This is a genomic window from Alishewanella sp. d11 (genome assembly GCF_049390205.1).
In the GTDB taxonomy this organism is placed as follows: Bacteria; Pseudomonadota; Gammaproteobacteria; order Enterobacterales; family Alteromonadaceae; genus Alishewanella.
Genome location: NZ_CP186547.1, coordinates 1,918,708 through 1,945,205 on the forward strand (window position 1 = coordinate 1,918,708; position 26,498 = coordinate 1,945,205).

The 26,498-nt window shown below is 46.4% G+C and carries 22 protein-coding genes; 15 read left to right on the forward strand and 7 right to left on the reverse strand.

Annotation, left to right across the window (positions count from 1 at the left end; translation table 11 throughout):
- The first annotated feature begins 7 nt into the window (after positions 1 to 7).
- Entirely contained in the window at positions 8 to 2,884 is a 2,877-nt protein-coding gene (locus ACO1PK_RS08640) for an insulinase family protein (protein ID WP_423185243.1), read from the forward strand.
- Positions 2,885 to 2,977: 93 nt separating this feature from the next.
- Here the strand turns inward: ACO1PK_RS08640 and ACO1PK_RS08645 are convergent, their stop codons facing one another.
- The 3 genes from ACO1PK_RS08645 to gorA form a co-directional block, all read right to left on the reverse strand.
- Positions 2,978 to 3,391 carry a phosphate ABC transporter substrate-binding protein gene (locus ACO1PK_RS08645; protein WP_423185244.1) on the reverse strand — a complete coding sequence of 138 codons (414 nt, stop codon included), beginning with the start codon at positions 3,389 to 3,391 and terminating at the stop codon, positions 2,978 to 2,980.
- Between the two features lie 10 nt (positions 3,392 to 3,401).
- Positions 3,402 to 4,481, reverse strand: a complete 1,080-nt coding sequence (locus tag ACO1PK_RS08650) for a porin (RefSeq protein WP_423185245.1) — start codon at positions 4,479 to 4,481, stop codon at positions 3,402 to 3,404.
- Positions 4,482 to 4,585: 104 nt separating this feature from the next.
- Positions 4,586 to 5,941 carry a glutathione-disulfide reductase gene (gene gorA / locus ACO1PK_RS08655; protein WP_423185246.1) on the reverse strand — a complete coding sequence of 452 codons (1,356 nt, stop codon included), beginning with the start codon at positions 5,939 to 5,941 and terminating at the stop codon, positions 4,586 to 4,588.
- A gap of 153 nt (positions 5,942 to 6,094) precedes the next feature.
- Here gorA and prlC point away from each other — a divergent pair, with 153 nt between their 5' ends.
- The 8 genes from prlC to ACO1PK_RS08695 all read left to right on the forward strand — a co-directional run bounded on the left by prlC (position 6,095) and on the right by ACO1PK_RS08695 (position 13,681).
- Positions 6,095 to 8,164, forward strand: coding sequence for an oligopeptidase A (gene prlC, locus ACO1PK_RS08660; RefSeq protein ID WP_423185247.1), 2,070 nt, complete (start codon positions 6,095 to 6,097; stop codon positions 8,162 to 8,164).
- 73 nt (positions 8,165 to 8,237) lie between these two features.
- Positions 8,238 to 8,720, forward strand: coding sequence for a hypothetical protein (locus tag ACO1PK_RS08665; RefSeq protein WP_423185248.1), 483 nt, complete (start codon positions 8,238 to 8,240; stop codon positions 8,718 to 8,720).
- 79 nt (positions 8,721 to 8,799) lie between these two features.
- Positions 8,800 to 9,501 carry a DNA-3-methyladenine glycosylase I gene (locus ACO1PK_RS08670; RefSeq protein ID WP_423185249.1) on the forward strand — a complete coding sequence of 234 codons (702 nt, stop codon included), beginning with the start codon at positions 8,800 to 8,802 and terminating at the stop codon, positions 9,499 to 9,501.
- Complete coding sequence (locus ACO1PK_RS08675; RefSeq protein WP_423185250.1) at positions 9,498 to 10,250, forward strand: class I SAM-dependent methyltransferase; 753 nt, start codon at positions 9,498 to 9,500, stop codon at positions 10,248 to 10,250. The genes ACO1PK_RS08670 and ACO1PK_RS08675 overlap by 4 nt, the downstream gene beginning before the upstream one ends.
- Positions 10,251 to 10,345: 95 nt before the next feature.
- The gene (locus tag ACO1PK_RS08680) at positions 10,346 to 10,819 is read left to right on the forward strand and encodes a peroxiredoxin (protein ID WP_423185251.1); all 474 of its coding nucleotides are present in this window, start codon (positions 10,346 to 10,348) and stop codon (positions 10,817 to 10,819) included.
- 124 nt (positions 10,820 to 10,943) lie between these two features.
- Positions 10,944 to 12,044, forward strand: a complete 1,101-nt coding sequence (locus ACO1PK_RS08685) for a glycosyltransferase (protein WP_423185252.1) — start codon at positions 10,944 to 10,946, stop codon at positions 12,042 to 12,044.
- Positions 12,045 to 12,140: 96 nt separating this feature from the next.
- On the forward strand, positions 12,141 to 12,881 hold the full coding sequence (locus ACO1PK_RS08690) for a glycosyltransferase (RefSeq protein ID WP_423185253.1): 741 nt from the start codon (positions 12,141 to 12,143) through the stop codon (positions 12,879 to 12,881).
- Between the two features lie 8 nt (positions 12,882 to 12,889).
- Positions 12,890 to 13,681: a glycosyltransferase family 25 protein gene (locus ACO1PK_RS08695; RefSeq protein WP_423185254.1), complete on the forward strand. Its 792-nt coding sequence runs from the start codon at positions 12,890 to 12,892 to the stop codon at positions 13,679 to 13,681.
- On the opposite strand, the gene ACO1PK_RS08700 is transcribed toward ACO1PK_RS08695, so the two are convergent.
- Complete coding sequence (locus ACO1PK_RS08700; protein ID WP_423185255.1) at positions 13,678 to 14,694, reverse strand: glycosyltransferase; 1,017 nt, start codon at positions 14,692 to 14,694, stop codon at positions 13,678 to 13,680. The two genes, ACO1PK_RS08695 and ACO1PK_RS08700, sit on opposite strands and share 4 nt — an antisense overlap.
- Before the next feature lie 126 nt (positions 14,695 to 14,820).
- Here ACO1PK_RS08700 and waaA point away from each other — a divergent pair, with 126 nt between their 5' ends.
- The 4 genes from waaA to ACO1PK_RS08720 all read left to right on the forward strand — a co-directional run bounded on the left by waaA (position 14,821) and on the right by ACO1PK_RS08720 (position 21,548).
- Entirely contained in the window at positions 14,821 to 16,926 is a 2,106-nt protein-coding gene (waaA, locus tag ACO1PK_RS08705; protein ID WP_423185256.1) for a lipid IV(A) 3-deoxy-D-manno-octulosonic acid transferase, read from the forward strand.
- A 1-nt stretch (position 16,927) separates the two neighbouring features.
- Complete coding sequence (locus ACO1PK_RS08710; protein ID WP_423185257.1) at positions 16,928 to 18,109, forward strand: NAD(P)/FAD-dependent oxidoreductase; 1,182 nt, start codon at positions 16,928 to 16,930, stop codon at positions 18,107 to 18,109.
- Between the two features lie 122 nt (positions 18,110 to 18,231).
- On the forward strand, positions 18,232 to 21,144 hold the full coding sequence (locus tag ACO1PK_RS08715; protein WP_423185258.1) for an HD domain-containing phosphohydrolase: 2,913 nt from the start codon (positions 18,232 to 18,234) through the stop codon (positions 21,142 to 21,144).
- 95 nt (positions 21,145 to 21,239) lie between these two features.
- The gene (locus ACO1PK_RS08720; RefSeq protein WP_423185259.1) at positions 21,240 to 21,548 is read left to right on the forward strand and encodes a hypothetical protein; all 309 of its coding nucleotides are present in this window, start codon (positions 21,240 to 21,242) and stop codon (positions 21,546 to 21,548) included.
- An 87-nt stretch (positions 21,549 to 21,635) separates the two neighbouring features.
- Here ACO1PK_RS08720 and ACO1PK_RS08725 read toward each other — a convergent pair whose 3' ends face one another.
- On the reverse strand, positions 21,636 to 22,316 hold the full coding sequence (locus ACO1PK_RS08725; protein ID WP_423185260.1) for a DsbA family protein: 681 nt from the start codon (positions 22,314 to 22,316) through the stop codon (positions 21,636 to 21,638).
- A 147-nt stretch (positions 22,317 to 22,463) separates the two neighbouring features.
- On the opposite strand from ACO1PK_RS08725, the gene ACO1PK_RS08730 reads away from it, so the two are divergent.
- Together ACO1PK_RS08730 and ACO1PK_RS08735 are read left to right on the forward strand one after the other, a co-directional pair.
- A complete protein-coding gene (locus tag ACO1PK_RS08730) occupies positions 22,464 to 23,420 on the forward strand; it encodes a DUF4862 family protein (protein ID WP_423185261.1) in 957 nt (318 codons plus the stop codon).
- Between the two features lie 55 nt (positions 23,421 to 23,475).
- Positions 23,476 to 24,495 (forward strand): zinc-binding alcohol dehydrogenase family protein, encoded by a 1,020-nt coding sequence (locus tag ACO1PK_RS08735; protein ID WP_423188186.1) that lies wholly within the window; start codon positions 23,476 to 23,478, stop codon positions 24,493 to 24,495.
- 42 nt (positions 24,496 to 24,537) lie between these two features.
- Here the strand turns inward: ACO1PK_RS08735 and ACO1PK_RS08740 are convergent, their stop codons facing one another.
- Both ACO1PK_RS08740 and ACO1PK_RS08745 read right to left on the reverse strand, forming a co-directional pair.
- On the reverse strand, positions 24,538 to 25,143 hold the full coding sequence (locus ACO1PK_RS08740) for a YkgJ family cysteine cluster protein (RefSeq protein ID WP_423185262.1): 606 nt from the start codon (positions 25,141 to 25,143) through the stop codon (positions 24,538 to 24,540).
- Between the two features lie 114 nt (positions 25,144 to 25,257).
- Positions 25,258 to 26,445 carry a 7TMR-DISMED2 domain-containing protein gene (locus ACO1PK_RS08745; RefSeq protein WP_423185263.1) on the reverse strand — a complete coding sequence of 396 codons (1,188 nt, stop codon included), beginning with the start codon at positions 26,443 to 26,445 and terminating at the stop codon, positions 25,258 to 25,260.
- Between the last annotated feature and the right edge of the window lie 53 nt (positions 26,446 to 26,498).

Below are 26,498 nucleotides of genomic sequence, written 5' to 3' on the forward strand. Positions count from 1 at the left end.
TAGCCTAATGAAAAAACTATTTGTAATCAGTGCTGTAGCCTTAGCCGTAATGACCGGCTGTGCGCAGCAGGGTAGTACCCCTGCTTTAACCGAGCTGCAGCAACCACTCGCCTCCGCCATAGTGGTTAGTCCTAATGATCAGCGCCAGTATAAAACCTTAACCTTGCCAAATAAATTAGAAGTGATTTTAGTCTCAGATCCCACTTCAGAAAAATCTGCCGTGGCATTAAGTGTTGGTGCTGGCATGCTACAAGACCCGATGACGCAGCAAGGTTTGGCGCATTATCTAGAGCATATGCTGTTTATGGGCACCGAGCGCTATCCTGATCCAGCAGAATATGCCGGTTTTATGAGCCAACATAACGGCGCCTATAATGCCTATACCTGGTTGGATATTACCAACTACATGTTTGAAATTAATAATAATGTTTATGATGAAGCCTTAGATCGTTTCTCAGACTTTTTTAAATCACCGAAGTTCTACCCAGAATACTCTGATAAAGAACGTAATGCCGTTAACGCTGAGCAATCTATGCGCCGTGAGCAGGATTTCTTAGGCCAGTTTGAACTCATGCGCCGTATGTTTGGTGATCATCCTTCTAATCGCTTCTTGGCGGGTAGCTTAGAAAGCTTAAGTGATAAGCCTGGCAGCAAATTACATGATGAAATGCTGCAGTATTATGCTAACTACTATTCAGCCAATAATATGAAGCTGGCGATGGTTAGTAACTTATCTTTAGCTGAAATGGAGCTGTTGGCATTAAAGCACTTTGCTGCAATCGAAAACAAAGACATTGCTATTCCTAAGGTAACTGCCGAGTTAGATAACCAGCTATTTGGCAATAAGCGTATCCATTATGTGCCAAATCAGGATGTGAAGCAGCTGCGTTTAGATTTCACCATTCGCGATAACTCAGCTCAGTATGCCGTTAAACCTAATGAGTTTGTTACCTATTTGCTGAATTCAGAAATGCCAGGCACTGCTGCTGCACAGTTAAAAGCAGCAGGGTTGATTTCTAGCTTGAGTGTATCGGCTACCCCAGATTTTTTCGGTAACTATGGCAATATCGCTATTGATATTAACCTGACAGATGCCGGTATGCAGCAGCGTGAAGCCATTACCGCAGTGGTGATGCAATACCTTGATTTAATTAAACAGCAAGGTGTGGACAGCAAGTACTACAATGAAATTAAAACCAGCCTAAACAACCAATTCCAGTTTTTAGAAAAAACCGATGGTTTTGGCTATGCCTCACAGCTTGCTGCGTCGATGCTAAAGCTGCCGGTTAAGCATGCTGTTGCCGCGCCTTATATCTATGAGCGTTTCGACGCCGATGCAATTAACGCCGTGTTAGCGCAATTGGTACCAGACAACTTGCGTATTTGGTATATCAGCAAACAAGAGCCGCATGATAGCGAGTTAATTCGCCATGTCGGTAAATACAAAATTGTTGATATTAGTGCCGAAGAGCAAGCCGCTTGGCAGCAGCCTGTCGTTGCACTGAATTTACCGCAAATAAACCGTTTATTACCAGAAAGCTTTGCGATTAAAGCGCGCAGTGCGCAAGAAAAGCCAGAGTTAGTGTTAGAGCAAGCGGGCATCAAAGCGTGGTTATACCCAAGCCAAGTCTTTGCTGATCAGCCGAAAGGCCGCTTGGATATTGTCTTTAATAGCCCAGCAGCACAACAAGATATTAAAGCACGGGTGGCGTTTTCGATCTGGCGCGATTTGTATAACTTAGAGCAAAGTACGCTGCGCACTGAAGCACAAGCGGCAGGTATCGATGCCTGGTTAAGCGAAGGCAATGGTTTAACGCTGTATTTAGATGGCTTTACCGACAAACAACCGGTGTTGTTAGAACAATTATTGGCTGGTTTAACCCCGCAAGTAACCGAAGAGCGCTTTGCGCAAGCTATCGACCGTTACGTGCGTGGCTTAGCAAACCAATCGCGGCAGGTTCCCTTCCGGCAAGCATTTTGGGCCTTTAACAGCTTATACCGTGGCGGTAACTATAATCCAGAACAGCTGATTGCTACTGCAAATGCGATGACGGCGGCTGATTTACAGCAATTTATCGCGAGCACTTTACAGGCCAACCAAGTGCGCGTTTTTGCCTTTGGTAACTATGATAAGCAAGATGTAAGTCAGTTAGTGACCAAGCTAACTAACGCGTTACCCAAACAGCGCAGCACCACCGATTACACGCAAAGTCCGTTCTGGTTGCCAAGCCCTGGCCAAACCATCGTGCTGCAACGTGATATCGATGTCACGGATGTGGCGCTAATCGATATGCATGTACATCCAGCAACAGGTATGGCGGCGCGTGCTGCGGCCAGTGTCTTGGCCTCGCATTTCTCGAATCAGGCTTTTGATAAACTGCGTACTGAAGAGCAACTTGCCTATGCGGTAGGGGGCACGGCGATTGACTTGAATGACTACACCGGTTTTGGTTTGTATATTCAAACCCCAGTGAAAGGTCCGGCTGATATGCAGCAGCGTTTTGACGAGTTCAAGCAACAGTATTGGGAAACTTTACAGCAGGTTACCCCAGAGCAGTTTGCTGCGTTAAAACAGAGCTTGTTAGTGAGTTTGAACGAACCACCGAAAAACTTGTTTGAAGAGATGCAGCCTTTGGTTAGCGACTGGTACCGCGAGCGCTTTGATTTTGCCAGCAGAGCTAAGCTGATTGCCGCGGTTGAACAGGTGACCTTAGAGGATATGAAAGGTTTCTATCAGCAAACCTTGTTAAATCCGCAAGCGGCGCGTATTTCTGTGCAAATGCGCGGCACTAGCTTCCGCGATCAGCCGTTTGCGACCTTGCCGAATCAACAGGTTGTGACCGATTTGGCTGAGTTCCAGCGGACAATGCCAAAACAAAAATAGGGATAAAGCCATCATGAAAAACGCCGGTGTTGCCGGCGTTTTTTTCTAGAAAATGATAAAAGCCAAGCTTTTACCTATTCGCGAATGGTGCATTTAGTCTACCGTTAGTACTGCTCTAACTTTGGAGAGATCCGCCCCTTTACTAACATAACCGATGATACTAGGGTTGTTAGCTACCAAATCTAGTACTTCCGCATCGTTATTCACTTCTTTTGGTGGTGAACCTTTGCCAGTAAATACCAGTTTTGACCAATGCGCTTTGATTTGGCTAGAGCTACGACCAAGTACTTTGTCATCAAATTCATTGCGGACACTATTTGAATCTACTAGGTTGATGGGTACTGCCTGACCGCCACTTGGAAAGGAAGATGCTCTACCGGTGTACAAGCGATTAATATCGTCCCGGCTAATGTCGGCGGTATTGCTAGGGTGTACCACCACGACAACATTGGCATATAGCGCAGGTGTCAAAAGTAAAGAGATTGCAATTACTATTTTTTTAATCATCACGCGCTCCTTAGAAAACCAGATCAACACCAAAGGTAATGGAGTTACTGTCACCAGCCACTTCTAACCCTTGGGTGCCTTTGTCTTTAACTCGGTCATACTGCAATTTAAAGGCAGCTGAGTTATGAAAGTCGTAACGGATCCCCAAGCTTGTGGTGTTATGTTTCTCTCCCTCACTGTCAAAATCGGCATAAGAGAGGTAGGGAGTAAGCGTATTTATGCGGTAACCGGCTGAAACCATATAGGTGTCAAATTTTTCGCCATTAAGATCTAATCGATTTAACTCGGTTAGTAAGATGATATTGTTGTAGTCAATATTAAATGATGAGCCATAAAAGTTACCTCTGCGTTCGTTTTTGCCATCCCACTGTGCGGCTGTACTTACGCCATTTTCAATAAAAAAGCGTTCATTAATATAGGTCATATAAGTTAAACGAATATCTAACCAATCGCGGTTAAAGTTCAGCACAAGCCCCGTGATATCTTTCCAAATTTCCCGTGTTTGCACGCCAAAAAAATAATCAGAGAGTAGCTTATTACGACTATCATCTTCACGGCCATAGTAGATATTACCGCTAAGATCCCAACTACCCAGTTGGTAGTTAAATAGTGCGTTCACACCATCATAGTTAAAGATTTGCCACGTGTAGTTATCTGCTGGCGGTCTTAACCAGAGGTAAGCATAGCCTACATCGAAAAAGTCAGAATAGTAATAAAGCGGTAAGCGTTTTTTACCCGCTTGAATGGTCCAAGTATCATTCAAACGGTAAGATAAATAGGCCCATTCAAAAGTTGCATCAAAATCATCAGCACCACGGGAGACTATTTGCCCAGTAACGGATAGGCCTTCCATTAAATCGGCACTAACTTGCAGCCCCATGCGCGTTTCGGGTTTAAAGCTCCAGTCTTCTTCGTAAACGGCAACCAAAGGGTAGTTGGCTAAAAAGCTGGGATCTGCCCCATTTAAGCCCTCACCAGAAAGGACTTTACCTCCCGCCACGGTGGCAAAGCCGGAAATTTTAACTTCAGCCTGACTATTGCCGCAGGCCATGGCTGCGGCGAGTATTGTTAGATAACCAAGTTTCTTCATAACCGTTTCCTTATAACAATCTGCTTTATTAGCATAGTCTATAAATCAGCTTGTCAAAAAAATTAAACGGTTGAATTTTGTACCTAAAAAGTCGAGTTGGTTGGTTATCTCATCGTCACAAATTCCTCAGCACTGGTCGGGTGTAAGGCAACCGTCGCATCAAAATCGGCTTTGGTGGCGCCCATTTTGATGGCAACCGCAAAGCCCTGTAGTACTTCATCCATCCCTTCGCCGATTCCATGTAAGCCGACGATCTTTTCCTCTACGCCCTGACAAATTAATTTGAAGGTACTTAAGGCTCGATGTGGCGTAATGGCGTTATACATTGCGGCAAAGCCAGAGCGATAGACTTTAATGTCTGCTTGACCATATTTGGCAATGGCTTCGGCTTCAGTTAAGCCAATAGTGCCAATCGGTGGATGGCTAAACACCACCGTAGGAATTAATGCATAGTCCATATGGGCATCGGGTAGCGCCGGATTAAATAAACGCTCGGCGAGCATGCGACCCGCTTTTACCGCAACGGGTGTTAGCTGGGCTTCACCGGTAATATCGCCAACCGCATAAATGCCAGGCACATTAGTATTTTGATATTTGTCGGTACGAATAAAACCTTGTGCGTCAACTTGCACACCTGTTGCTGCAAGGTTGATCTTATCGGTGGCCGGCTCACGGCCTATCGCCCAAATTAAACAATCCACGTTAAATAAAATGGTGCCGTTTTTCAGGTGAACCGTGACGCGATCTTCCGCCGCCGCTTCCACTTTTACTACGTCGGCATGGGTATGCAGTTGCACCTGATCTTGTTGCATCCGGCTTAACAGGGCATCGGTAATATCGGTATCGAAATTTCTTAGCGGTCTGTCGCCGCGAACTAATAAATGGGTGTCGGTACCCAGAGCATGTAACACCCCGGCAATTTCCACTGCGATATAGCCAGCACCGACCACCACAGCTTTGGTGGGTTGTTTGGTCAAGGCAAAAAAGCCATCAGAATCGATGCCGAGTTCTGCGCCAGGGATCGTTGGGCGACTAGGGCGACCACCTACTGCAACCGTAATATGATCGGCAGTAATCAGCTCACCATTGACCTCGACGGTATTTTTATCGACAAAGCGGGCAAAGCCCTCAATAAAATCAACCCCATTACTGCTAAAACCACGCTGATAGGCGCCATGAATGCGTTCAATATAAGCTTCACGATTTTGAACTAAGTTCGCCCAATTAAAAGCATTTTGCGTAAGATCAAAGCCATAGCTATTACTGTATTTGATGGCCTCCGCAATATGAGCGCCATACCACATCACCTTTTTAGGAACGCAGCCGACATTGACGCAGGTGCCGCCAACCGCTTTTGCTTCAATCACTGCTGCTTTCGCGCCACGCATCGCAGCGCGATTAGCAGAAGCAATACCCCCGCTGCCGGCACCAATCGCAAGATACTGATAATGACGAGTCATAACTAAGCCTATTTTTTTCAGAAGATGCTTCAGATATAAGGTTAGCCGCGGCAGATTGCAAGGCTAAATTTGTGCTAAAACAGCGGTGCTGCCTTGACAAAACTGGGCGGCAACCCAAGATAGTGTTTATAGAAATGCTATTTAGGAATAATTATGTCAGAGCATGTTGCAGCCTTAAATGAACAGGCAAATCCCTTGTTGATCTTTACCGATTTACCCCCTTTCTCTGCCATTAAACCCGAACATATCAAACCAGCTGTGGAGCAAGCGATTGCTAAGGCGCAAGCTGCAGTCGAGCGTGTGGTTGCTGCATCCGAGGTAAGCTGGCAAAGCTTGGTTACGGAATTAGAGCAAGAGAGTGATCGGCTAAGCAAGCTATGGTCACCGGTGTCGCATTTAAATTCGGTAGCCAATAGCCCTGAATTGCGCGAGGCGTATGAAAGTTGCTTACCTTTATTATCTGATTTCAGTACCTGGTTAGGGCAGCACGAAGGCTTATATGCAAAATACCAACAGTTACAACAGAGCGCGGCTTTTAGCGGTTTAAGCACTGCGCAGCAAAAAGTCATTACCAATGCCTTACGCGATTTTAAATTATCGGGTATTGGTTTGCCGGCTGAGAAAAAGCAACGTTACGGAGAGATCCAAAGTCGGTTATCTGACTTAAGTTCGGCCTTTTCAAATAATACCTTGGATGCCACCCAAGCTTGGTTTAAACAGGTCACGGATGAAGCCGAACTGGCTGGCTTACCTGAAGATGCGTGTTTAGCCGCTGCGGAAGAGGCGCAAAGCCGAGAGCTAACGGGCTGGGTGTTTACCTTAGAATTTCCAAGCTATATTGCGGTCATGACTTATGCCGATAATCAAGCGTTACGGCAAGAAATGTACAGTGCTTATTGCACGCGAGCCTCAGATCAGGGGCCAACTGCTGGGCAATTTGATAATACTGCCATTATCGAAGAAACGCTGGCGCTTAAACATGAATTAGCGCAGTTGTTAGATTTTGCCAATGCGGCAGAAGAATCGCTGGCTACTAAAATGGCCGAGTCACCACAGCAAGTACTGGATTTTTTAACCGATCTTGCCCGTCGCGCTAAGCCGCAAGCGCAGCGCGATTTAGCCGAGTTGCAGCAATTTGCGGGCGATGCCTTTGGCGTGTCTGCATTAAATCCTTGGGATATCACTTACTATGCGGAAAAGCTAAAAGAAGCTCGCTATGCCGTATCCGATGAGTTACTGCGGCCTTACTTTCCCGCCACAAAAGTCGTACCAGGTTTATTTACGGTACTAAATAAACTCTTTGGGATCAGTGTTAAGGTACGTGAAGGCGTAGATGTTTGGCATCAGGATGTACAGTTCTATGATATTTTTGCCGCCGACGGCAGCCTGCGTGGCAGTTTCTATTTAGATTTATACGCGCGCAGTAAAAAACGCGGTGGTGCTTGGATGGATGATTGTCGTGGTCGGCGTATTTTAGCCAATGGCCAACTACAAAGCCCAGTAGCTTATTTAACCTGTAATTTTAATAAACCAGTTGGCGGCAAGCCGGCGCTGTTTACCCATGATGAAGTGATTACCTTATTCCATGAGTTTGGTCATGGTTTGCATCATATGCTGACACAGGTTGATGCCGCAGCCGTAGCCGGAATTAATGGTGTGGCGTGGGATGCCGTTGAATTGCCAAGCCAGTTTTTAGAAAACTGGTGCTGGACGCCTGAAGCTTTAGCCTTAATTTCTGGCCACTATGAAACGGGTGAGCCGTTACCCCAAGCGTTATTGGAGAAAGTCTTGGCGGCTAAAAACTTCCAATCTGCGTTATTCTTAGTGCGTCAGCTTGAGTTTGCTTTATTTGATATGCAGTTACATGCTCGCTACAACCCTGCTGAAGGTGCTAGAGTGCAGCAAGTGCTTGATGAGGTGCGTTCCGAAGTATCGGTAATCATCCCACCGCGTTTTAATCGCTTCCAGCACAGCTTTAGTCATATTTTTGCGGGTGGTTATGCGGCAGGCTATTATAGTTACTTGTGGGCTGAGGTATTATCGGCCGATGCGTTTAGCCGATTTGAAGAAGAGGGCGTGTTTAACGCCAAAACAGGTCAAGATTTTTTACACTGGATTTTAGAGCGCGGTGGTAGTGCCGAACCGATGGAGCTGTTTAAAGGTTTCCGTGGTCGTGAACCCTCAAATGAGGCCTTACTCAGGCATATGGGCATTGCGAGTTGAATGTTATTCTTTGCCACAACCCTGGTTGTGGCAAGGCGCAAAGCCGCGACTGGCATAATATTAAGGAAAGGCTATGCAACCTATTAAAACCTTGGCGTACTTGCTGATGGTGCTGCCATTAAGTGCGTGTTTACAAAGTACTGCGGTGAATAATGAGCGCACTGCACCAGCACCCTTAGTGGAAAAAATTGATCCGCAAACTGATCCTATTAAAGCCGTTAATGCGTTAAAGCAGCAACAGGTTGATTTAACGGATGTAGCTGCTTTGCGAGCTGAGGTGTTGCGGCTTACTCGCGACAAAACAGCCGATAATGTACAGCAATGCTTAGTGCTCCCTCTTGGGCACAAACCCTGTGGTGGTCCTGCTGAATATATTGCCGTCTCAATCAAAGGCAAAGATGAGGGCAGCCTATTGCAAAAAATCAGTGCTTATAATCAAGCTGCCGAAGCCGAAAATCTTCAACGTGGTTTAATATCGAACTGTGCGATGGTGGAAAAACCCTCGGTGCAATTGATTAATGGGAAGTGTGAGTTAGTGGTTGCTGTAACCGAATAGTGCGAATTCGGCCTAGGTTATCTATTTAAAAGGGGCTTACGCGCCCCTTTATTTCATTAAGCAACCAAAGGAGTTGTCGGTGCGGCAAGTAGAAACATTTGCAGCGATTTTGCAGCGAGCACAAGCACGAAAAGGTGGGCCTGCCGCGCTAAATGCGTTAGTCAGTCAACCTCTTGCTGGCGCTAAGTTAGCAGCGATACCGGATAAGGTGTTATTAGCTGAGCTTAGCAAAAAAGTGTTCCAATCCGGTTTTGTATGGCGCGTGGTGCGGCAAAAATGGCCGGGCTTTTGCGAAGTGTTTTTTGATTTTGAGATCGAAAAAATCCTGTTGTTAAGTGATGAAATGCTGGAGAAAAAAGCGCAAGATCCGCGCATCATTCGCAATTTGAGTAAAGTTTTTACCATCCGTGACAATGCGCTGATGATTTACAACCTGCAGCGCGAGCATGGCAGCTTTGCCCGTTTTATTGCCGATTGGCCAAGTACCGACATTATTGGTCTGTGGGCTTACTTAAAAAAACATGGCGCGCGCTTAGGGGGGAATACCGGACCTTATGCATTAAGGGCCATGGGTAAAGATACCTTTTTACTCACGCAAGATGTGGAGGCTTATCTAAAAGCCTATGGCGTCTTCGATGGGGGGATTAACAGCAAACGCAGCCAGCAACAAATTCAGCAGCAATTTAATCAGTGGCAAACTGAGTCTGGGTTAAGCTTGCAGGAAATCAGCCAAATTATCTCTTATAGTGTCGGCGAGAATAGCGTTGGGATGCAGCAATGAGTTTGCCAGCTATCCTTATAAGCGACATGCCTGCAGACTATGCCGCGCTATTAGTGACGCAATTTGGATTAGCACCTATCACTGCAGCGAGCGACTGGTATCTGTGCTGGGCTACTGATCAGCTGGTGCTGCGCCATGCCGACTTACCCAAACAAGGCGATATTCTGGTCGATTTTGCCAGTGGCGCCGCCAGTTATCGACGGCAGTTTGGCGGTGGCAAAGACGAGGCTATTGCTAAGGCTTGTGGTCTAAATAAAAAGCGTGATTTACAGATTGTTGATGCAACGGCAGGTTTAGGGCGGGATGCCTTAGTACTGGCAAGTTTAGGTGCCCGAGTCACGCTGGTAGAGCGAAACCCGATGGTGGCGGCGCTATTGCATGATGGTTTAAGGCGGGCGACAGAAGCACCGCTGACAGCTGAGTTAGCTAAGCGGATGCAGCTGTGTTTTTCGCCAGCGTTGGTGGCTTTAACGGAACTCCCCGCTGCCGATGTCGTCTATTTAGATCCGATGTTTCCGCCGCGCGAAAAATCGGCGTTGGTTAAAAAAGAAATGCGCGCTTTCCATGATGTAGTGGGCAGTGATCAGGATGCCGATGCGCTGTTAGCGCCTGCTTTGGCCCTAGCCAAATATCGGGTGGTGGTGAAAAGACCTGGTTATGCTGACGTTTTGGCTCAGCAAGCACCGCAGCTGCAAGTAAAAGGTAAAAATAACCGCTTTGATGTGTATATTAACCAGGCGATCAAATAACAAAGGGGCGACTGATTATGCCGAGTCCGTCACGCAAGAAAATTCATTAACACCCTAACTTAATTGCATTAACTTAGATAAAAGGAACCATGATCATGATTAAAGTAGGCGATAAACTGCCAGAAGTCACTTTTTCACAACTGACCGCGGAAGGTATGAAAAACCCCACTACCAGCGATATTTTTGCCGGTAAAAAAGTAGTGTTATTCGCCGTGCCGGGCGCCTTTACCCCCACTTGTTCTGCCGCACACTTACCCGGCTATATTGCCTTAGCCGATCAAATTAAGGCGAAGGGTATCGATACTATCGTTTGTACCGCAGTAAATGATGCCTTTGTGATGAAAGCCTGGGCCGATAGCCAAAATGCCGAAGAAATCACCTTCTTAGCCGATGGTGGTGCGAGTTTCCATAAAGCGCTTGATCTGACCATGGAAACAGCCGATTTCGGTGGTTTGCGCTCGCAGCGCTATGCCATGGTGGTAGAAGATGGTGTAGTTACCCTATTAAACGTAGAAGCACCAAAAAGTTTTGAAGTGAGTAATGCTGAGACGATTTTGGCAGCGCTGTGATATTATTGTGTTTGCTAAAGCAAGCAGTACTGTGTTTTTAATGCGGTAATTGCAGATTTTTCCTCATTGTTTGCCGTTGATGAGGAAAAGTCGCCTCGATTTTTGTTAAGGAAATAACATCAGCATGCCAAAAAGAGTTTTACTTGTCATCAGCTCACTTAATGGTGGTGGGGCTGAAATCGCTGTACTTAGGATGTTAAAAGCCTTTAACGAGCAGCCTGATACCCGCGCACATTTAATCTCACTTAGTCAGAAAAATGACTACGCAGGCATGGATGTACAAAATGTCAGCATGTTGCCAATTTCGACCAGCAAATCATTAGATAGCTTTTTTTTACGATCTAAAGTGATTGCATTGTTAAAATCCGAGGTAGCTCGGCTAGAGCAGACAGAAGGTGCTTTCGATGGTATTTATTCTCATCTTGAGGTGACTAATGCCATTGTTGCCCAAGCGGGCTTTAACTGTCCGGTATTTTATGTGCACCACAATGCTATTCAACAAGAATTACTGGCGGCAAAAGCACGTGGGCCTTTTAAATATCTAAAACTGAAGCAACGCCTTAAAGCGTTAAAGCATAAAAATGTGGTATGTGTGTCTCATGGCGCGGCTTCTGAATTAACTTTGCCATGGCTACCTATTAAAAGCTGTAATGTAATTTATAATCCTTTTGATGCCGCTGAAATTGTTAGATTGAGCCAACTAGAAGGCAACCCTTTTCCCGACAAACCCTATATTTTGCATGTTGGCCGTTTCGGCCGTGCTAAGCGTCATGATCGCTTATTTGCGGCTTTTGCTAAGTTGACTGGACCTGAAGTGCTGGTGTTATTAACCAAAGCCAGCAGCAAGTTAACGCGCTTAATAAAGCGCTATCATTTAGAAGAACGGGTCATTGTTGCTGGCTTTCAAGCCAACCCTTATCGTTTTATGAAGCACGCACGTTGCGTGGTGTTATCTTCTGATCATGAGGGCTTGCCCAATGTGATGGTGGAATCCTTATTAGTGGGAACGCCTTTTATTGCCAATGATTGTCCGCATGGCCCTCGAGAGATTTTAGGTGAATGGCAACCGAATTGGCTCGCAGCCACAGGCAGTAGCGACGATTTAGCAGAAAAGCTGGCGCGCTTTTTACAGCAACCTAGTCAACCCATCGAATGGCAGCAAGCGGCCTTGTTTTCACCAGCTCATAGCGCCAAAGCCTATTTAGCGTTACTCGACCAGACTTAACAACCGAGTTACTTAGATGATGCTGCTTAACTCGCATCTCGCCAACAGTTAAGTATATACTACTGTTATATTATTAAATTCAAGCATGGAAACTTTATGCAAACGGTCAATGTTCTGTGTATCAAATGGGGTAAAAAATATGGCCCCGAGTATGTCAATAAACTGCACTCGATGGTCAGCCGTAATTTAACACTGCCCTTTCGGTTTATTTGTTTAACCGATGATGCTGCAGGTATTGCGAGCCATATTGAAGTCAAACCGATCCCAGCCGTTGGTTTTAAAGATTTTGATGAGCGCCACCCTTGGAGCTTTGGTCACGGCTGGTTAAAAGTCACTAGCTTTGCTGATCCCTTGTATGACCTAACAGGGCCCACGTTATTCATCGATCTCGACGTAGTCATCGTCGATAACATTAACTGCTTTTTTGAACCGAAAGGGGAGTTTTTCGTTATTAAAGAATGGGATAAGTCTGATGACACTGGCAATACTTCTGTTTATCGGTATGAGATAGGCGCACACAGCGACTTAATTGATTTGCTGAAAAACCATAAAGAGCGTGAGCTTGCAAAGGTGCGTAACGAGCAAGAATTCGTTACGCAAAATTTAGCCCAGCAAGGAAAGTTACAGTATTGGCCTGAGGGCTGGTGTGTCAGTTTTAAACGGCATTGTTTACCGAAGGGCATTATGAACTGGTTTAAGCCGGCGACAATCCCTAAGGGTGCTAAAATCGTTGCCTTCCATGGTAAACCTAATCCCCCAGATGCCATTGCCGGCATCAGTGGTAAGTGGTATCGCCGAGTGCTACCAGTACAATGGGTTAAGGATATGTGGCAGTAAGGCCGCTTATGAAATACAAAATTTTTATTATTAATCTGGATCGCTCGGTAGAGCGATACCAGCATGCCTTGGCACAATTAGCCGCGTGGCCAGATTTACCCATTGAGCGGATCAGTGCAGCCGATGGCCGTGTGCTGAGCGATGCTGAGCTGAATCAGTATTATTCGCTAAGTTTAAATCAGCAGCATTACCACAAACTACTAAAGCCAGGTGAAAAAGGCTGCTATATCAGTCACATATGGTGTTGGCAGCAGATTGTGGCGCAGCAACTGGATTTTGCGCTGATTCTGGAAGATGATTTTATCGTCAATGGCGATTTGGCCGGGTTATTAAACTATGTTTGTAGTTTGCCTAGCGATTGGCATTTTCTGAAATTAGCTATGCCGAATAAGCAGCAAAAAATTATTCAAGCCAGTGCAGCTGGGCCTTGGCAAAAAGTGGCTTTTGTGAAAAATCCTGTTTCAACGGTAGCACAGGTGGTCAGTAACAGTGGCGCGCAACAATTACTGGCCAAGGCAGTGCCTTTTTACCGGCCAATTGATGTGATGTTACAGTATACCTTTGAGTTGGGTATCCGTGCAGAAGCGGTATGGCCATTGATCTTCAAACCTGATTTGTCTTTTGAAAGTAATATCAATACCAAAAAACGTGAGCCAAATAATCGTTGGGTTTTTTATTGGCAGCGCCTGTACTTTTTCTGGGCTAATCTGCAACATAACCTTAAACATTATGGCCTTTCGGCTTTAATGCGGGCGAGAAAATGGCCCAATCCTTCTGGGCGCACGCATTTGTCAAACTAAGCTTTGCGGCTGTTCAGCTGTTGCTGATAGAAGTCTAGTACTTCTGTTACCTTGGCCGTCGGTGCAAAGCGCTGCATAGGATAATCGGGTTGTGGCAATTGTTTCGCATATTGCTGCAGCTGTTCCGCGAGTTGATCGATATTATCAATGCTCACCAGCGTATTCCCAAACAATGGCTGCAAATATTTAGCCCCTTCAGAGGCGGTGGCAATAATCGGCAGTTTGGCATGCATCGCTTCTAAAAATACTAAACCAAAAGGCTCTGTGCGTGCTGCGCTAACAAAGACATCAAAACAGGCTAACCAGTCCTGCGGGCAATTACTAAAGCCAGGCATAATAATACTGTCTGGTGCTTGGTGTCGTAATTTTTGCCAATTTTTACCATTACCTACTATCACCAAACGGCTATTAGGAATAGCGGCTTTTAAAAAGGCCGCAAGCAAAATAGCTTGCCCTTTGCTTTCCTCGACTCTGCCCAAGGTACCAAACACAATATCCTGTTCGGCTATGCCATATTGCGCGCGCAAACGTTGCCGTGCATCAGTTGACGGTAAGCGTGCTTCTGACCAATTATCCAATTGAATACTATGTTTTTTTAAATTCTCAGGAATGGCCGCTAGCTGCCATGGTGCGATAGCTATGAGCGCATCAAGTTTGCTATGCTGTTGTTTTTTATAGTGTATGTGTAAGGTTGCAACACGTAGGCATAAGCCAGATAAGCTATGTAACACGCGGCAAGCTGCACTGAGATGCGCATGCGCAACATCGGGCTTGAGTGTTTTTAATAAGCGTCGTGCTCGATAAATGGCTAACAGCTTAAATCCAGACACTTGATATATTTTTACTTTGTCAGATACGCGCTGGGCAATAGCGTTAGGTCGATTTTCACAGCCGCGTTGGTGAAGAATAATGCTCACATCATGCTGTTGTGCTGCTTGTAAATTAGCAAGTTCAACAGCATAACGCTCGCTGCCAGCGAAACTATGAGTCAAAATAATATGAACAATTTTCATGGGTGAGGTTCTTAACTGATCAGCTGGACAGGGCAGCAACTATGCAGCCATGGTATACTATTTCTGCTTTTGACTAAAGCCTGCCGCTAAATGGCGTTTTGCACTGTTTTTGGGTGATTAATCATATTGACTGTATTTATATATTCATTGCTGCTCTATGCGCTTTCTCCTGTAATTTTAGGTTACTTTTTGTTCCGTTCGCGCAAAGATCCTGCCTACCGGCAGCGCTTGACCGAGCGCTTTGCGTTTGGATTAACCGCAAAGCAGCTGAACTCCGGTGGTATAGTGGTGCATGCGGTCTCGGTGGGCGAGGTGATTGCTGCTACGCCACTGATCCAACAGCTGCAACAGCGCTATCCTAACAAACCTCTTACTGTCACCTGCACGACCCCAACCGGTACGGCGACCTTACGCAGCCGTTTTGGTTATAGTGTGCAGCATTGTTACTTGCCGTTAGACTATCCTGGCGCCGTTAAGCGCTTTTTACGTGTGCTGCAGCCAGAGTTACTGGTTATTTTAGAAACTGAGTTATGGCCGAATTTGCTTAGCGCTTGTGCTAAGCAGCGCATACCGGTTGCGGTCGTGAATGCGCGGTTATCGGCGCGTTCAGCACGCGGCTATCGGCGCTTTGCTTGGCTCACACAACCGCTGTTGGGGCATATTAGCCTGTTATTAACGCAAGATCGCGCCAGTGCCAGACGTTTTCGTGCGCTCGGTTATGCTGGGGCTTGGCAAATCAGCGGTAACCTAAAGTTTGAATTAGCGATCCCCACGCATACCGAGCAAGTATTGACGCAGTTTCGTCAGGCTTTTGCACCGCGCTTAGTCTGGGTTGCGGCCAGTACACACGCCGGTGAGGACGAACAATTGCTGGCGCTTTATCCAACGTTAAAGCAGCAATTTCCATCATTATTGCTGCTATTGGTACCGCGCCATCCAGAGCGTTTTGCGGCGGTGGCGACTTTGGTACAGCAAGCGGGCTTAAGTTTGTGGCGGCGCAGTGACATTAGCACCGCTAACACAATAGTGCCTGCAATCACTGCCGATATTGCCTTGGGCGATTCGATGGGCGAGCTGCTGGCATGGTACCAATTGGCCGATTTGGTGTTTATTGGCGGCAGTTTAATTCCTCGTGGTGGGCATAATCCACTCGAAGCAATTTGTTTTGCTAAAGCGGTGCAAAGTGGACCACATTTTTTTAATTTTAAAGAGGCTTACCGGCAATTAGCGCAACAGCAAGCGGTAGCATTGGTAGCCGATAGTCAGGCATTATTAGACAATAGCCGGTTGCTATTAGCCGATGCCACAGCGCGGCAAGCACAAGGGCAACGCGCCCAGCAATTTTTCTTGCAGCAGCAGGGCGCTACTGCGCGCACGCTGGATGCAATAGCGAGTCTTTTTACAGGAACCCCTATGTCCAATCATGATGTTACCCAGCCTCAGCCAACCCTGCCATTAGCCTCAGGCCAGAATGTTGGCGCAAGTTATCAGAGCAAAACACAAGCGGCTGCTAGCTATTGGTTTGATCCGCAGTTTTTTAACGACGTCACGGCCCAGCACTTTCAAAGCCTCTGGTGGCAACAGCAACAGGCGGTGATTGGCAGTTCAACTGGTCGTAATACCGCCTATTTTCTGCAGCATGGCGAGCACAAACTGGTACTGCGACATTATTATCGTGGTGGCCTAGTTGGGAAAATATTGCATGATCAGTTTTGGTTGCAGCCGGTAGCGCAAAGCCGCGCTATGCAGGAATACCAATTATTAAACTGGATGAGGGCGCAAGGTTTAGCCGTACCTCGCCCCGTTGCTGCTAGTTATCAGCGTAGCGGCCTGATTTATCGCGCCGATTTACTGATTGAGCTGATCCCTGATAGCAAAGATTTAGCGGCGATATTACAGCAGCGCGCTATTACCACTAGCGAATGGCAAGCGGTGGGCGCAGCTATTGCGCAAATGCATCAGCTGGGGGTGTATCACTCGGATCTCAATTGCCGCAATATTATGCTGGATGTCGCAGGCAAGGTATGGCTAATCGACTTTGATAAATGCAACCGCCGCAGCCCAGGGGAATGGACAGCGCAGAATTTAGCGCGCTTATTACGTTCCTTGAATAAAGAAAAGGGGAAGTTAGCGGTATTTAACTGGCAGGAAGCCGATTGGCAAAGCCTACAACAAGGCTATCAACAGCAGTTGGCGGCAGCAACGCCCTTAACCACAACAGAGCAGAAATAAGATGCAGCAGTGGGATGTGATTGTCATAGGTGCCGGTGCGGCCGGCTTGTTTTGTGCTATTGAAGCGGCGAAGCGCGGCCGGAAAACCTTAGTGGTTGATAATGGTAAACGCATAGGTCGGAAAATTCTGATGTCAGGCGGTGGCCGTTGTAATTTCACCAATATCTACGCCAGCCCAGCCAATTTTTTATCGGAAAACCGACATTTTTGTAAATCGGCGCTAAGCCGCTATACCCAGTGGGATTTTATTGCCCTAGTGCAGCAGTATGGCATTCCGTATCATGAGAAGACCCTAGGCCAGTTATTTTGCGATAACAGCGCCAAAGATATTGTTGATATGCTGCAGCAGGAATGCGATAAAGCCGGCGTGCAAATTGCTTTGCAGCAAGAAATTACGGCAGTCACTTTTGCCGATGGCCAGTACCAGCTAGTCACGCCGCAACTGACTCGGCAATGTCAAAGTTTGGTGGTTGCCTCTGGTGGCTTAAGTTTACCCAATTTAGGCGCAACCGCTTTTGGCTTTCAGCTTGCTGAGCAATTTGGTTTAAAGGTCTTGCCAGTGCGCGCCGGTTTAGTGCCGCTAACTTGGCAACCCAGCGATAAAGCGGTATTTGAAGAAATTAGTGGTGTGTCGCTACCCGTAACGGCTGAAGCCAATGAGGTAGTGTTCCCAGAAGATATGCTGTTTACCCACCGCGGTTTAAGTGGCCCAGCTATTTTGCAAATCTCTAATTACTGGCAACCAGGTGATGAACTGATAATTAACCTCGCACCAGAGCAGGATATCGCCAGCTTTTTAAGTGAGCAGCAACAACAGCATCCGGCGCAAGAGCTAAAAACTGCGTTAGCCAAGATCTTACCCAAACGCTTAGTCGAAAAGCTGCTGGAGCTACAGTTATTTCAAAACCTACCGCTAAAAGCGCTTAATGCCAAAAGTATTGAGCGTTTAGAACAGGCGTTAAGCCACTATATCTTTAAGCCAAATGGTACCGAAGGTTATCGTACTGCAGAAGTAACCCTTGGCGGTGTGGATACCCATGAGCTATCCTCTAAAACTATGGAAGCAAAAAACCAGCCTGGCTTATACTTTATAGGCGAAGTCGTCGATGTCACCGGCTGGTTAGGCGGGTACAACTTCCAATGGGCATGGGCCTCCGGCTGGGTTGCTGGGCAGTATTGCTAATCCTAAAAAGGGGTCGGAGCTAATTAAGCTCAGAGCTAATTAAGTTTATGTTTTTAAATAATAAAAGATATAAAGGTAAATAATTAGCTCTGACCCCTTTTTACTATAAGGATATAAAGTAAGTGCACAAGAAGCGTGTTCCCATTCATATTCATATCTCCACACTGTTTATTGGTTTATTCTTGTTATTTGCCGTTATTACTGGTTGGTTTAATCATCAGCAAACGACAGAAATTTTTACGTTAGCGGCCGAAGACGGTGTGGCAGAGCTCAGCCAAGATATTAAGCAAGAATTTAGTATTGCGTTTTTGCCGGTTGCCACCGCGGTAGGTTTTTTGACGCAAGCCGAAGTGACGCGGGCGCAAACCGAAAGCGCGCGGTTGAGTCACTTAGGGCTATTAGCCGACATCATTAAAAAGCATCCTCAGTTAGATTCATTACAAGTCGCTTATGCTGATGGCGCGTCACTGATTGTGCGTCATAACGGCATGGGGCAATTTCAACAGCGTTTTGGTAGTGCTGCCCAGACGCATTTTGTGGTGGATCATATTGAGCAGGATGAGCAGCAGGCGCGGGTAACGCGCTATTTTTTTGATACCAACCTGACGGAAACACAAGCGCCAGAGCGTTTTAATAGCGACTATGATGCCAGAGAGCGTCCTTGGTATGTCCCTCCTTCCGCTAAGGCTACGCTGTCCAAGCCCTATTTGTTTTATTTTTTACAACAGGTGGGTGTCACTATTAGCCAAGCGAATCAACAGGGTGTAGTGATTGCGGCCAATGTTACTTTAAGTCATCTCTCTGAGCTACTCGCTCGGGTCCAGCCGTTTCCCTCGACAGAGCTTTTACTGACAACAGCGCAAGCTGAGGTGGTGGCTTATCACAATATTGCGTTAAAAAATAATCTAGTACTCAATGCTAACTTGCCGACTATTGCTGATCTTAAGGTGCCATTGTTTGCAGAGTTGTTCACAACAGGGCATCAGGTTGACGAACTTATTCGCCAAAAGGTTGCGGATAAACAGTGGATTGGTAAATCAACTTGGCTAGATATGGGGGAGTACCCTTTATTACTGACGGTATTTTTTCTGGAACAGGAGTTATTACAGCGCGCCAATACGATTCGTCAGCACAATCAATTGCTCAATTTGGCGTTGTTGGTGATGGCGCTGCCATTGATCTGGTGGACCGCCCAGCGTATCGCCGTACCGATCCAGCGTTTAGCACAACAGGCTGATCGCATCTCCCATTTTGACTTTGCGGCTGAGGTGTCGGAAAGCTCCAGAATTAAAGAGATTGCTGATTTGCAACAGTCGATGCAGTTGATGAAGCGCACCATTGGTCATTACAACACCATGATCACGGCGATCTCAGCTGAAAAAGACTTCGAAAAATTGATGCAGCTCGTTGTCAGTCGTACCCGTGAAGTCAGCCGCGCACAATTCGCCAGCTTATACTTATTGGACGAAAACAGTCAGCGCTTGCAGGTCAGTTTGTCGCAACTGTACTTGAATGAACAGCAAGGTTGTCTGGATTTAACCGAGTTACTGTTACCTATTGCTTTAACGGGCGAACAGCAGATCCCAGAAATCAGTCAGGCCATTAAGGCAAATACCATGCGCTTATTTCGAGTATCTAAAGTCCAGCTGGCAAGCTATGCCTTACCAGATGCGCTCGACTTCCTGCAGCAGGATACGATTGAATTAGTCTGTGTCCCGTTGGTGGAACGTGGCGGTTCAACCTTGGGAGTGCTGCTGCTTGGCTTGGCGCAAGATGACCTGACACAACATTTTCAGCAACACTGGTTGAGTTTTATTGAGGCGATTTCTGGTTTCTCGGGGCTGTCTCTAGAAAACCGACAACTGATCCAACAACAAAAGGCGTTACTGGAAAGTGTTATTCAATTAATTGCGTCGGCAATTGATGCCAAGTCACCCTATACCGCAGGGCATTGTCAACGCGTGCCAGAGCTCACCAAAATGCTGGCGCAGGCGGCTTGTGATAACCAGACATCCTTCAAAGATTTCCAGCTTAGCGAAGCACAATGGGAAGAGTTGCACTTTGCTAGCTGGCTACATGATTGCGGCAAAGTCACAACACCCGAATATGTGGTCGATAAAGCGACAAAACTGGAAACCCTGTACGATCGCATTCATGAAATTCGTATGCGTTTTGAGGTACTGAAGCGGGATGCCGAAATTACCTGCCTCAAAGCGATGCTGCAAGGCGGCGATGCAACTGCCTTACAGCAGCAATTAACACATACACTCACACAGTTAGATGAGGATTTTGTCTTTGTCGCCGAATGTAATCTGGGCGGCGAATTTATGGCGGCAGACAAAATTGAACGTTTACAGCATATTGCGGAGAAACGTTGGTTGCGCACCTTGTCAGATCGGATAGGGATTTCTTGGGAAGAAGCAGCCCGGAAAAGTCGTCAACCTGAGCCACAATTGCCGGTAAGTGAACCCCTGTTAGCCGATAAGCCTGAACATATTATTGAACGAACTGCTAGCGATAACTTGGATAATGCAGACCGTTATGGCTTTCAGATGACGGTGCCCCAGTATAAATATCAGCGTGGCGAATTAGTCAATTTAAGCATAACGCGCGGTACCTTAACGGAGGAAGAGCGCTATAAAATTAACGAACACATTATGCAAACCATTATTATGCTGGAACAGTTGCCTTATCCCAAGCACTTGCGTAATGTGCCGATTATTGCGGGTGGCCATCATGAAAAAATGGATGGTACCGGTTATCCACGGCGACTGCAGCAAGAACAAATGCCATTAACCGCGAGGATGATGGCGATTGCTGATATTTTTGAAGCCCTGACCGCGGCAGATCGGCCTTATAAAAAAGCCAAAACCTTGAGCGAAGCCATCAAAATTATGAGCTTCATGCAAAAAGAGCAGCATATTGATGGCGAGCTATTTCGGTTATTTTTAACAAGCGGGGTGTATAAAGACTACGCCGAAAAATTTTTGCATCCCTCGCAAATTGATGAAGTCAGTATTGCTGATTATCTTTAAGTCTATATTTAGGATTTAGCGCTAGCCGTCTAGGGTAAGTGTGAGGTTTTTTAGGTCTGTTCCAATACAGGCGCGTTTTTGAAAGCAGGTTTATTTTGAAAAAACTTTCTAAAGTACAATTAAAGCAACAAGCTGCAGTATTGGCGGCAGTCAACACCTTAGAGCAACAAGCGCTCGCCGAATTAGCGGGTACCGTACAGTGTTGGTTTAGTATGGAGTACGAGGCCTTTCCTGGCTCGTTATTGGTGCGGCTGCAACTGGCTGAGCAAGCGGCTTTAGCGCAAGCGCAGCCACAACTCTTGCTGTGGCAAAAAAGGTTAAGTGCTTTATTACTAAAAAAAGGTATCGTATTAAAAGATTTACGTAAGCACTTAGTGTTCACGTTATCGAGCCCTGAAGACTAGTTCGAAAAGTAGATAAGAGCTTGTAAGTGGGGAGGAAGGCAAGCGGAGCAGCGTCAGCTGGTCCGCTCCAGCCTGCATGGTGCTGGTTTAAGGTTTAGCGAGTAAATAATCCAATAACTGATAATAGTCTTCAGTCGTTTTCATATCCTCTGGCTGAGTATCATTTACTAAGAAACGGCCATTTACCACGATACTTGGCACACCATTGATCCGATTATCCAGCATTTCGCGATTAGCTTGCTCCATGGCCTGTAGCACAGCTTCGCTGCCTGCCAGCTGATTGAGTTGCTCAGGGTCTAGCTGATGTTTTTTAAAAAAGCCAGTAATTGCCTCAGCATCAGGCAAGCTGTTTTGCGCGATACGGGTGCTTTGATAAAACGCTAACAGCTCAGTGGCTAATGCCGCGTGACCACTTTCGGCTAGGGCATAATAAACACGCGCATCAAAGGCCCAGCGCTCACCGAGCGCAGGATGTTTTCGAACCAAGCTCACCTCAGGACGATCTTGCAAATACCCTTTCAGTACAGGTTCAAAGTTCTGACAGTGTGGGCACCCAAGCCAAAAGTACTCTGTTAGATAGCGGTTTAAGGTCGGTTCTAACACCGGCTGGCTTAAGGTGCGGTAGTGTTGCCCTTCAACAAAGATCCGTGCAGGCGCGGTAATTGCGCTATCAGCTGTCTTTATCTCGGTGGTTTGAGGTTCTTTTGAACAAGCGGTAAGCCAGCATAGCGTTACCAAAGTGAGTAACAGCAAACGTAAACAGCGCATGCGATATCCTTGAGTTGAGTCAGCAAAATAGGTAATAGGCGGTCGAGTTTAATCACTTTAGCCTGCAGTGACAATCTCTACTGGCCGCTGCCGTTTTCTGTGAAAAAACGCTATGATAAGCAACATTATTATCTTTAAGACTGCATTATGACATTATTTCTAGGCGCCTATGCGGCCTCTCCTAATGTTTCAGGCTGGGATCCTGAATTGGAGAGCGCCTACTATCAACAATTAAAAACCTTACCGCAACTGACAGGCTTAGAGCATCCTTTTACTGGCGCATTGCACGGCCATGATGATAATTGGTTTCTTTCCAACATAGATCCTAACTGGAAGTATGTATTTACGACTATTCCCGGCGTGATGAATGCGCTTGCACAAAATCCACACTTCGGTTTAGCCTCGATAGATGAAACGGGCCGTGCCGCGGCTATTGCGTTTATGCAGCAAGCTAACCTTGCCATTGCTAAGCTGAACCAGCATCTTGGAAAGCAAGCGGTCACCGCGATCATGCTGCACAGTGCCCCTGCTCAACACAAGGCGACAAGCTCTGCTGCCGCTTTGCAGGCTTCCTTAGCGACCTTACTCAGTTGGGATTGGCATGGCGCGCAAGTCTTGTTGGAGCATTGTGATACTTACTTGCCAGAGCAAGTGCCCTCGAAAGGATTTTTATCGTTAGCAGACGAACTAGAGGTATTAGCGGCTGTTAACCAACAGCTGCAACCCACCAAACCGCTGGGTGTGGTGATTAATTGGGGACGTTCAGTGTTAGAAACGCGTGCGCTGGATGGCGCTAGGCAACATCTGCAAGCGGCGAAAGCGAAAGGGTTATTACAAGGACTGATGTTTTCGGGGATTTCCGATCAAGCTACGGCTTACGGTGCTTGGCAAGATAGCCATCAGCCGATCAAGGCTGGCAGCAAAATCAGTATCGGTGAAGCGGGCTCTTGGCTGACGGAGCAAGAAGTACAAGACTGTCTGACTCTCTGTAACGATATCACGTTGACCGTGTTAGGATTAAAAATCGGGGTCAGGCCGCTAACGGCCAATCTGGATACGCGTATGGCGCTTCTGCGCTCACAATTAGCCGTGTTTGAGCGATAGGCAGGCCAATCAGTTGACGGGTTTAATGTGGTGCTAACTAAGCAAAGGAGACATGATGAAAGCGGTAGGCTATCAAAAATCACTGGCAATAAGTGAGCCAGCAGCTTTATTGGATATTGAGTTACCACGGCCGGTGGCCAGTGGCCACGATATTTTAGTCAAAGTGGCGGCCATCTCAGTTAACCCAGTCGATACCAAGGTACGCAAGAGAGCCGAACCCCCAGCAGGTGAATATAAAGTCTTAGGGTGGGATGCCGCAGGCGAGGTGGTAGCAATTGGAGAAAAAGTTAGCCATTTTGCCGTAGGTGACCGGGTTTATTACGCTGGGGCTTTGCAACGTCAAGGTTCTAATGCTGAGTATCAGTTGGTAGATGAGCGTATTGTAGGCAAAATGCCGGCCAATTTAACCTTTACTGCAGCCGCTGCTTTGCCATTAACCGCGCTTACGGCATGGGAGTTACTCTTTGATCGATTAGAACTCGGCTTGCCCAGTTTAAAGCACCCAAAACCCGTGTTATTAGTGACGGGGGCCGCCGGTGGCGTCGGTTCAATTTTACTGCAACTAGCACGAAAATTGACCCCAGTAACCATAGTGGCTACCGCCTCGCGCGCAGCAAGTAAAGCTTGGGTAATGGAGTTAGGCGCGCATTATGTTATCGATCACAGTCAGCCTTTATTGCCGCAATTACAACACTTAGGTATTGAGGCTGTCAGTCATGTCGCTAGCTTGACGCATACCGATGTGCATTATGCTGAACTTGTGCAAGCGCTGGCTCCACAAGGCAAGCTGGCCTTGATTGATGATCCTAGTGGTGGCTTAGATATTATGCCTTTAAAGCAAAAGAGTATTTCGCTGCATTGGGAATTTATGTTTACCCGCTCCATGTTTCAAACGGCCGATATGCAGGTACAACAACAAATTTTAACTGACTTAGCTCGCCTAATAGAGCAAGGCCAAGTTAGAAGTACCTTACAGCAGGAGTTTGGCTGCATAAATGCCAGTAACTTGCGGCAAGCACATGCCCTGTTGGAAAGCGGTAAGGCGATAGGTAAAATTGTGTTAGCAGGGTTCTAATTGACCGGCTGGCACAGTAAAGCTGCTGTGCCAGCCGCCAGCTTAAGCAATTTGCTGGTCGTCAGTGAAATCACTGTAATACGCTTTAAATAAGACCTTTTCTAAGGCTAAACGCATGGCTTCATTAATCGGATAATGTTTAGCACCTAAACTGTAATCCAATTCATTTACCTGTTCTTTTGCACTCATCATCATAGGTGGTGGATTATCACCTAACATAATCAGATGCTGTTGGTATTTTTCTGCCTTATCTGACTTAATGATTTTACAGACAGACAAAGCCGCTTTGCCTTGCTTATCACGATAACCCGCAGCACCAAACACCCGGCAAATACTTGGCCTTTGTTGATAAACTGAGCACTGCCCTTGCTTACCGTCAAAAGAAAGACGATGGTAAAAAAAGCACCCTGATACTTCTGGTAACTCTTCGAGTTGTGTCAGTGTTTGCTCTGCTTTACCCTGATCAAACAGGTGTAAAGCTAGGGGCAACATTTCCAGTACGGTTGCTTCAATAGTAGGTTGAGTGCAGCACTCACCACAACCACTGCGACAACTTAAGCCGCTCGCTTGTTGATAACCGGAAAATGTGTCCGCCATTTCGCCATACACAGCCTCAACACGACGCGATAATTCACGCAGCCGTTGCATAAAGACTCCGAACGAAATAACTATAAAAGATATGTCAAAAAGAAACGACGATTTGCCGCGTCGCTATTTTACGAGCGGCAGGTAGCGATAAGCAATAGCTGGTTGAAAATATAGTCAGTCAGGACGGCTTGTCTCCGCTTTGGGCAGGTTGAGTAGGAGTATTGCACTAACGCTAATTAACAAAAACAAGCCAACATTACTCCAATACACAAAGCTACTCAGGTAATGTGTTTGTACTAATAATAAGCTTAGGGTGGCTGCCGCAGCCAGCAATGAAAAGCGCGAACTATAGCGAATAATACTGGTTAAGCTGGTATAAATGGCTTGTAGTACTGTTGCTGTTAAAATAATTGATACGGCGGAAAATAATAGTTTTAATTTTAGTGCGCCATCCGCATAGAGCGGACTAAAGAGCAAGGCTAATGCAACTAACAAACAGCCGGTATTGCTGTAGCGCGCAAATCGTCCTGCATTATTTGGCAGTGTGCTGCGGTTAAACAAAGTTAGAAACACTAAGGCTAGGCCAACACTGATATAAAGCAAAACGGGATTAAATTCAGGGTTTTCTGGCCATAACAAGCTAAAAGCGATGCCATTAAGTGTATTTAATACCAGTAAGAACGCTAAGTAAAAGCCTGCGAGCGCATAGAGTGCGCTCTGTTGCTGTTGCAAGCCGCGGTATGCTGCTAACAACACCAGTAGCATTAGGGCGCCATTCACTAAATTGTTATTCGTTAGTTGTTGTTGATGGTCTAACAAAAGCTGTGGCAGAGTACTAATACTGAGTTCAGTCCCCAGTAAGGCGGCATCTTGTAGCCGGAGTAAAAAAGTCGCTTGCTCACCCGCCGCTAGCCGAATCGGTTGCGAAAAAATATTCAGGGGTAAGGGGCGCTCTGCAAAAGGAAAATCACTGCCCATTTGTCCTAACAGTGTTGCACTGGGGGCATCTTGATCGAGTTTATAGAAGCTTACGCGATCTGCAGGTAAAAAATGGTAGCTTATTACTGCATCAAAAGGTTCTGGATAGGGGTTGGTGATTTTAGCTTGTAACCATAAGGCTTGTTGTTCGTTGGTACGAAGCGTTGTTTGCTGTGGTAATGGGCTAAAATTGTGCATTAAAGCTGGGTTAGCGGTGAGGCTTGCAATAGTCAGTTCTGCATCACTGAGTTGATAATAAAGCTCTGCTTGGGGTATCGGTAATTGTTGTGACAGGTTTATCGACGCATAGCTGTGTTGGACTAACGTGAGCAAGGCGACCACACAAACCATCATAATCCGGCAAAAGGCGGTAAATACTGACAATTAAAAACCTCACGCTTACGCAGTTTAAACGATTTATTTACAGACACTTTAGC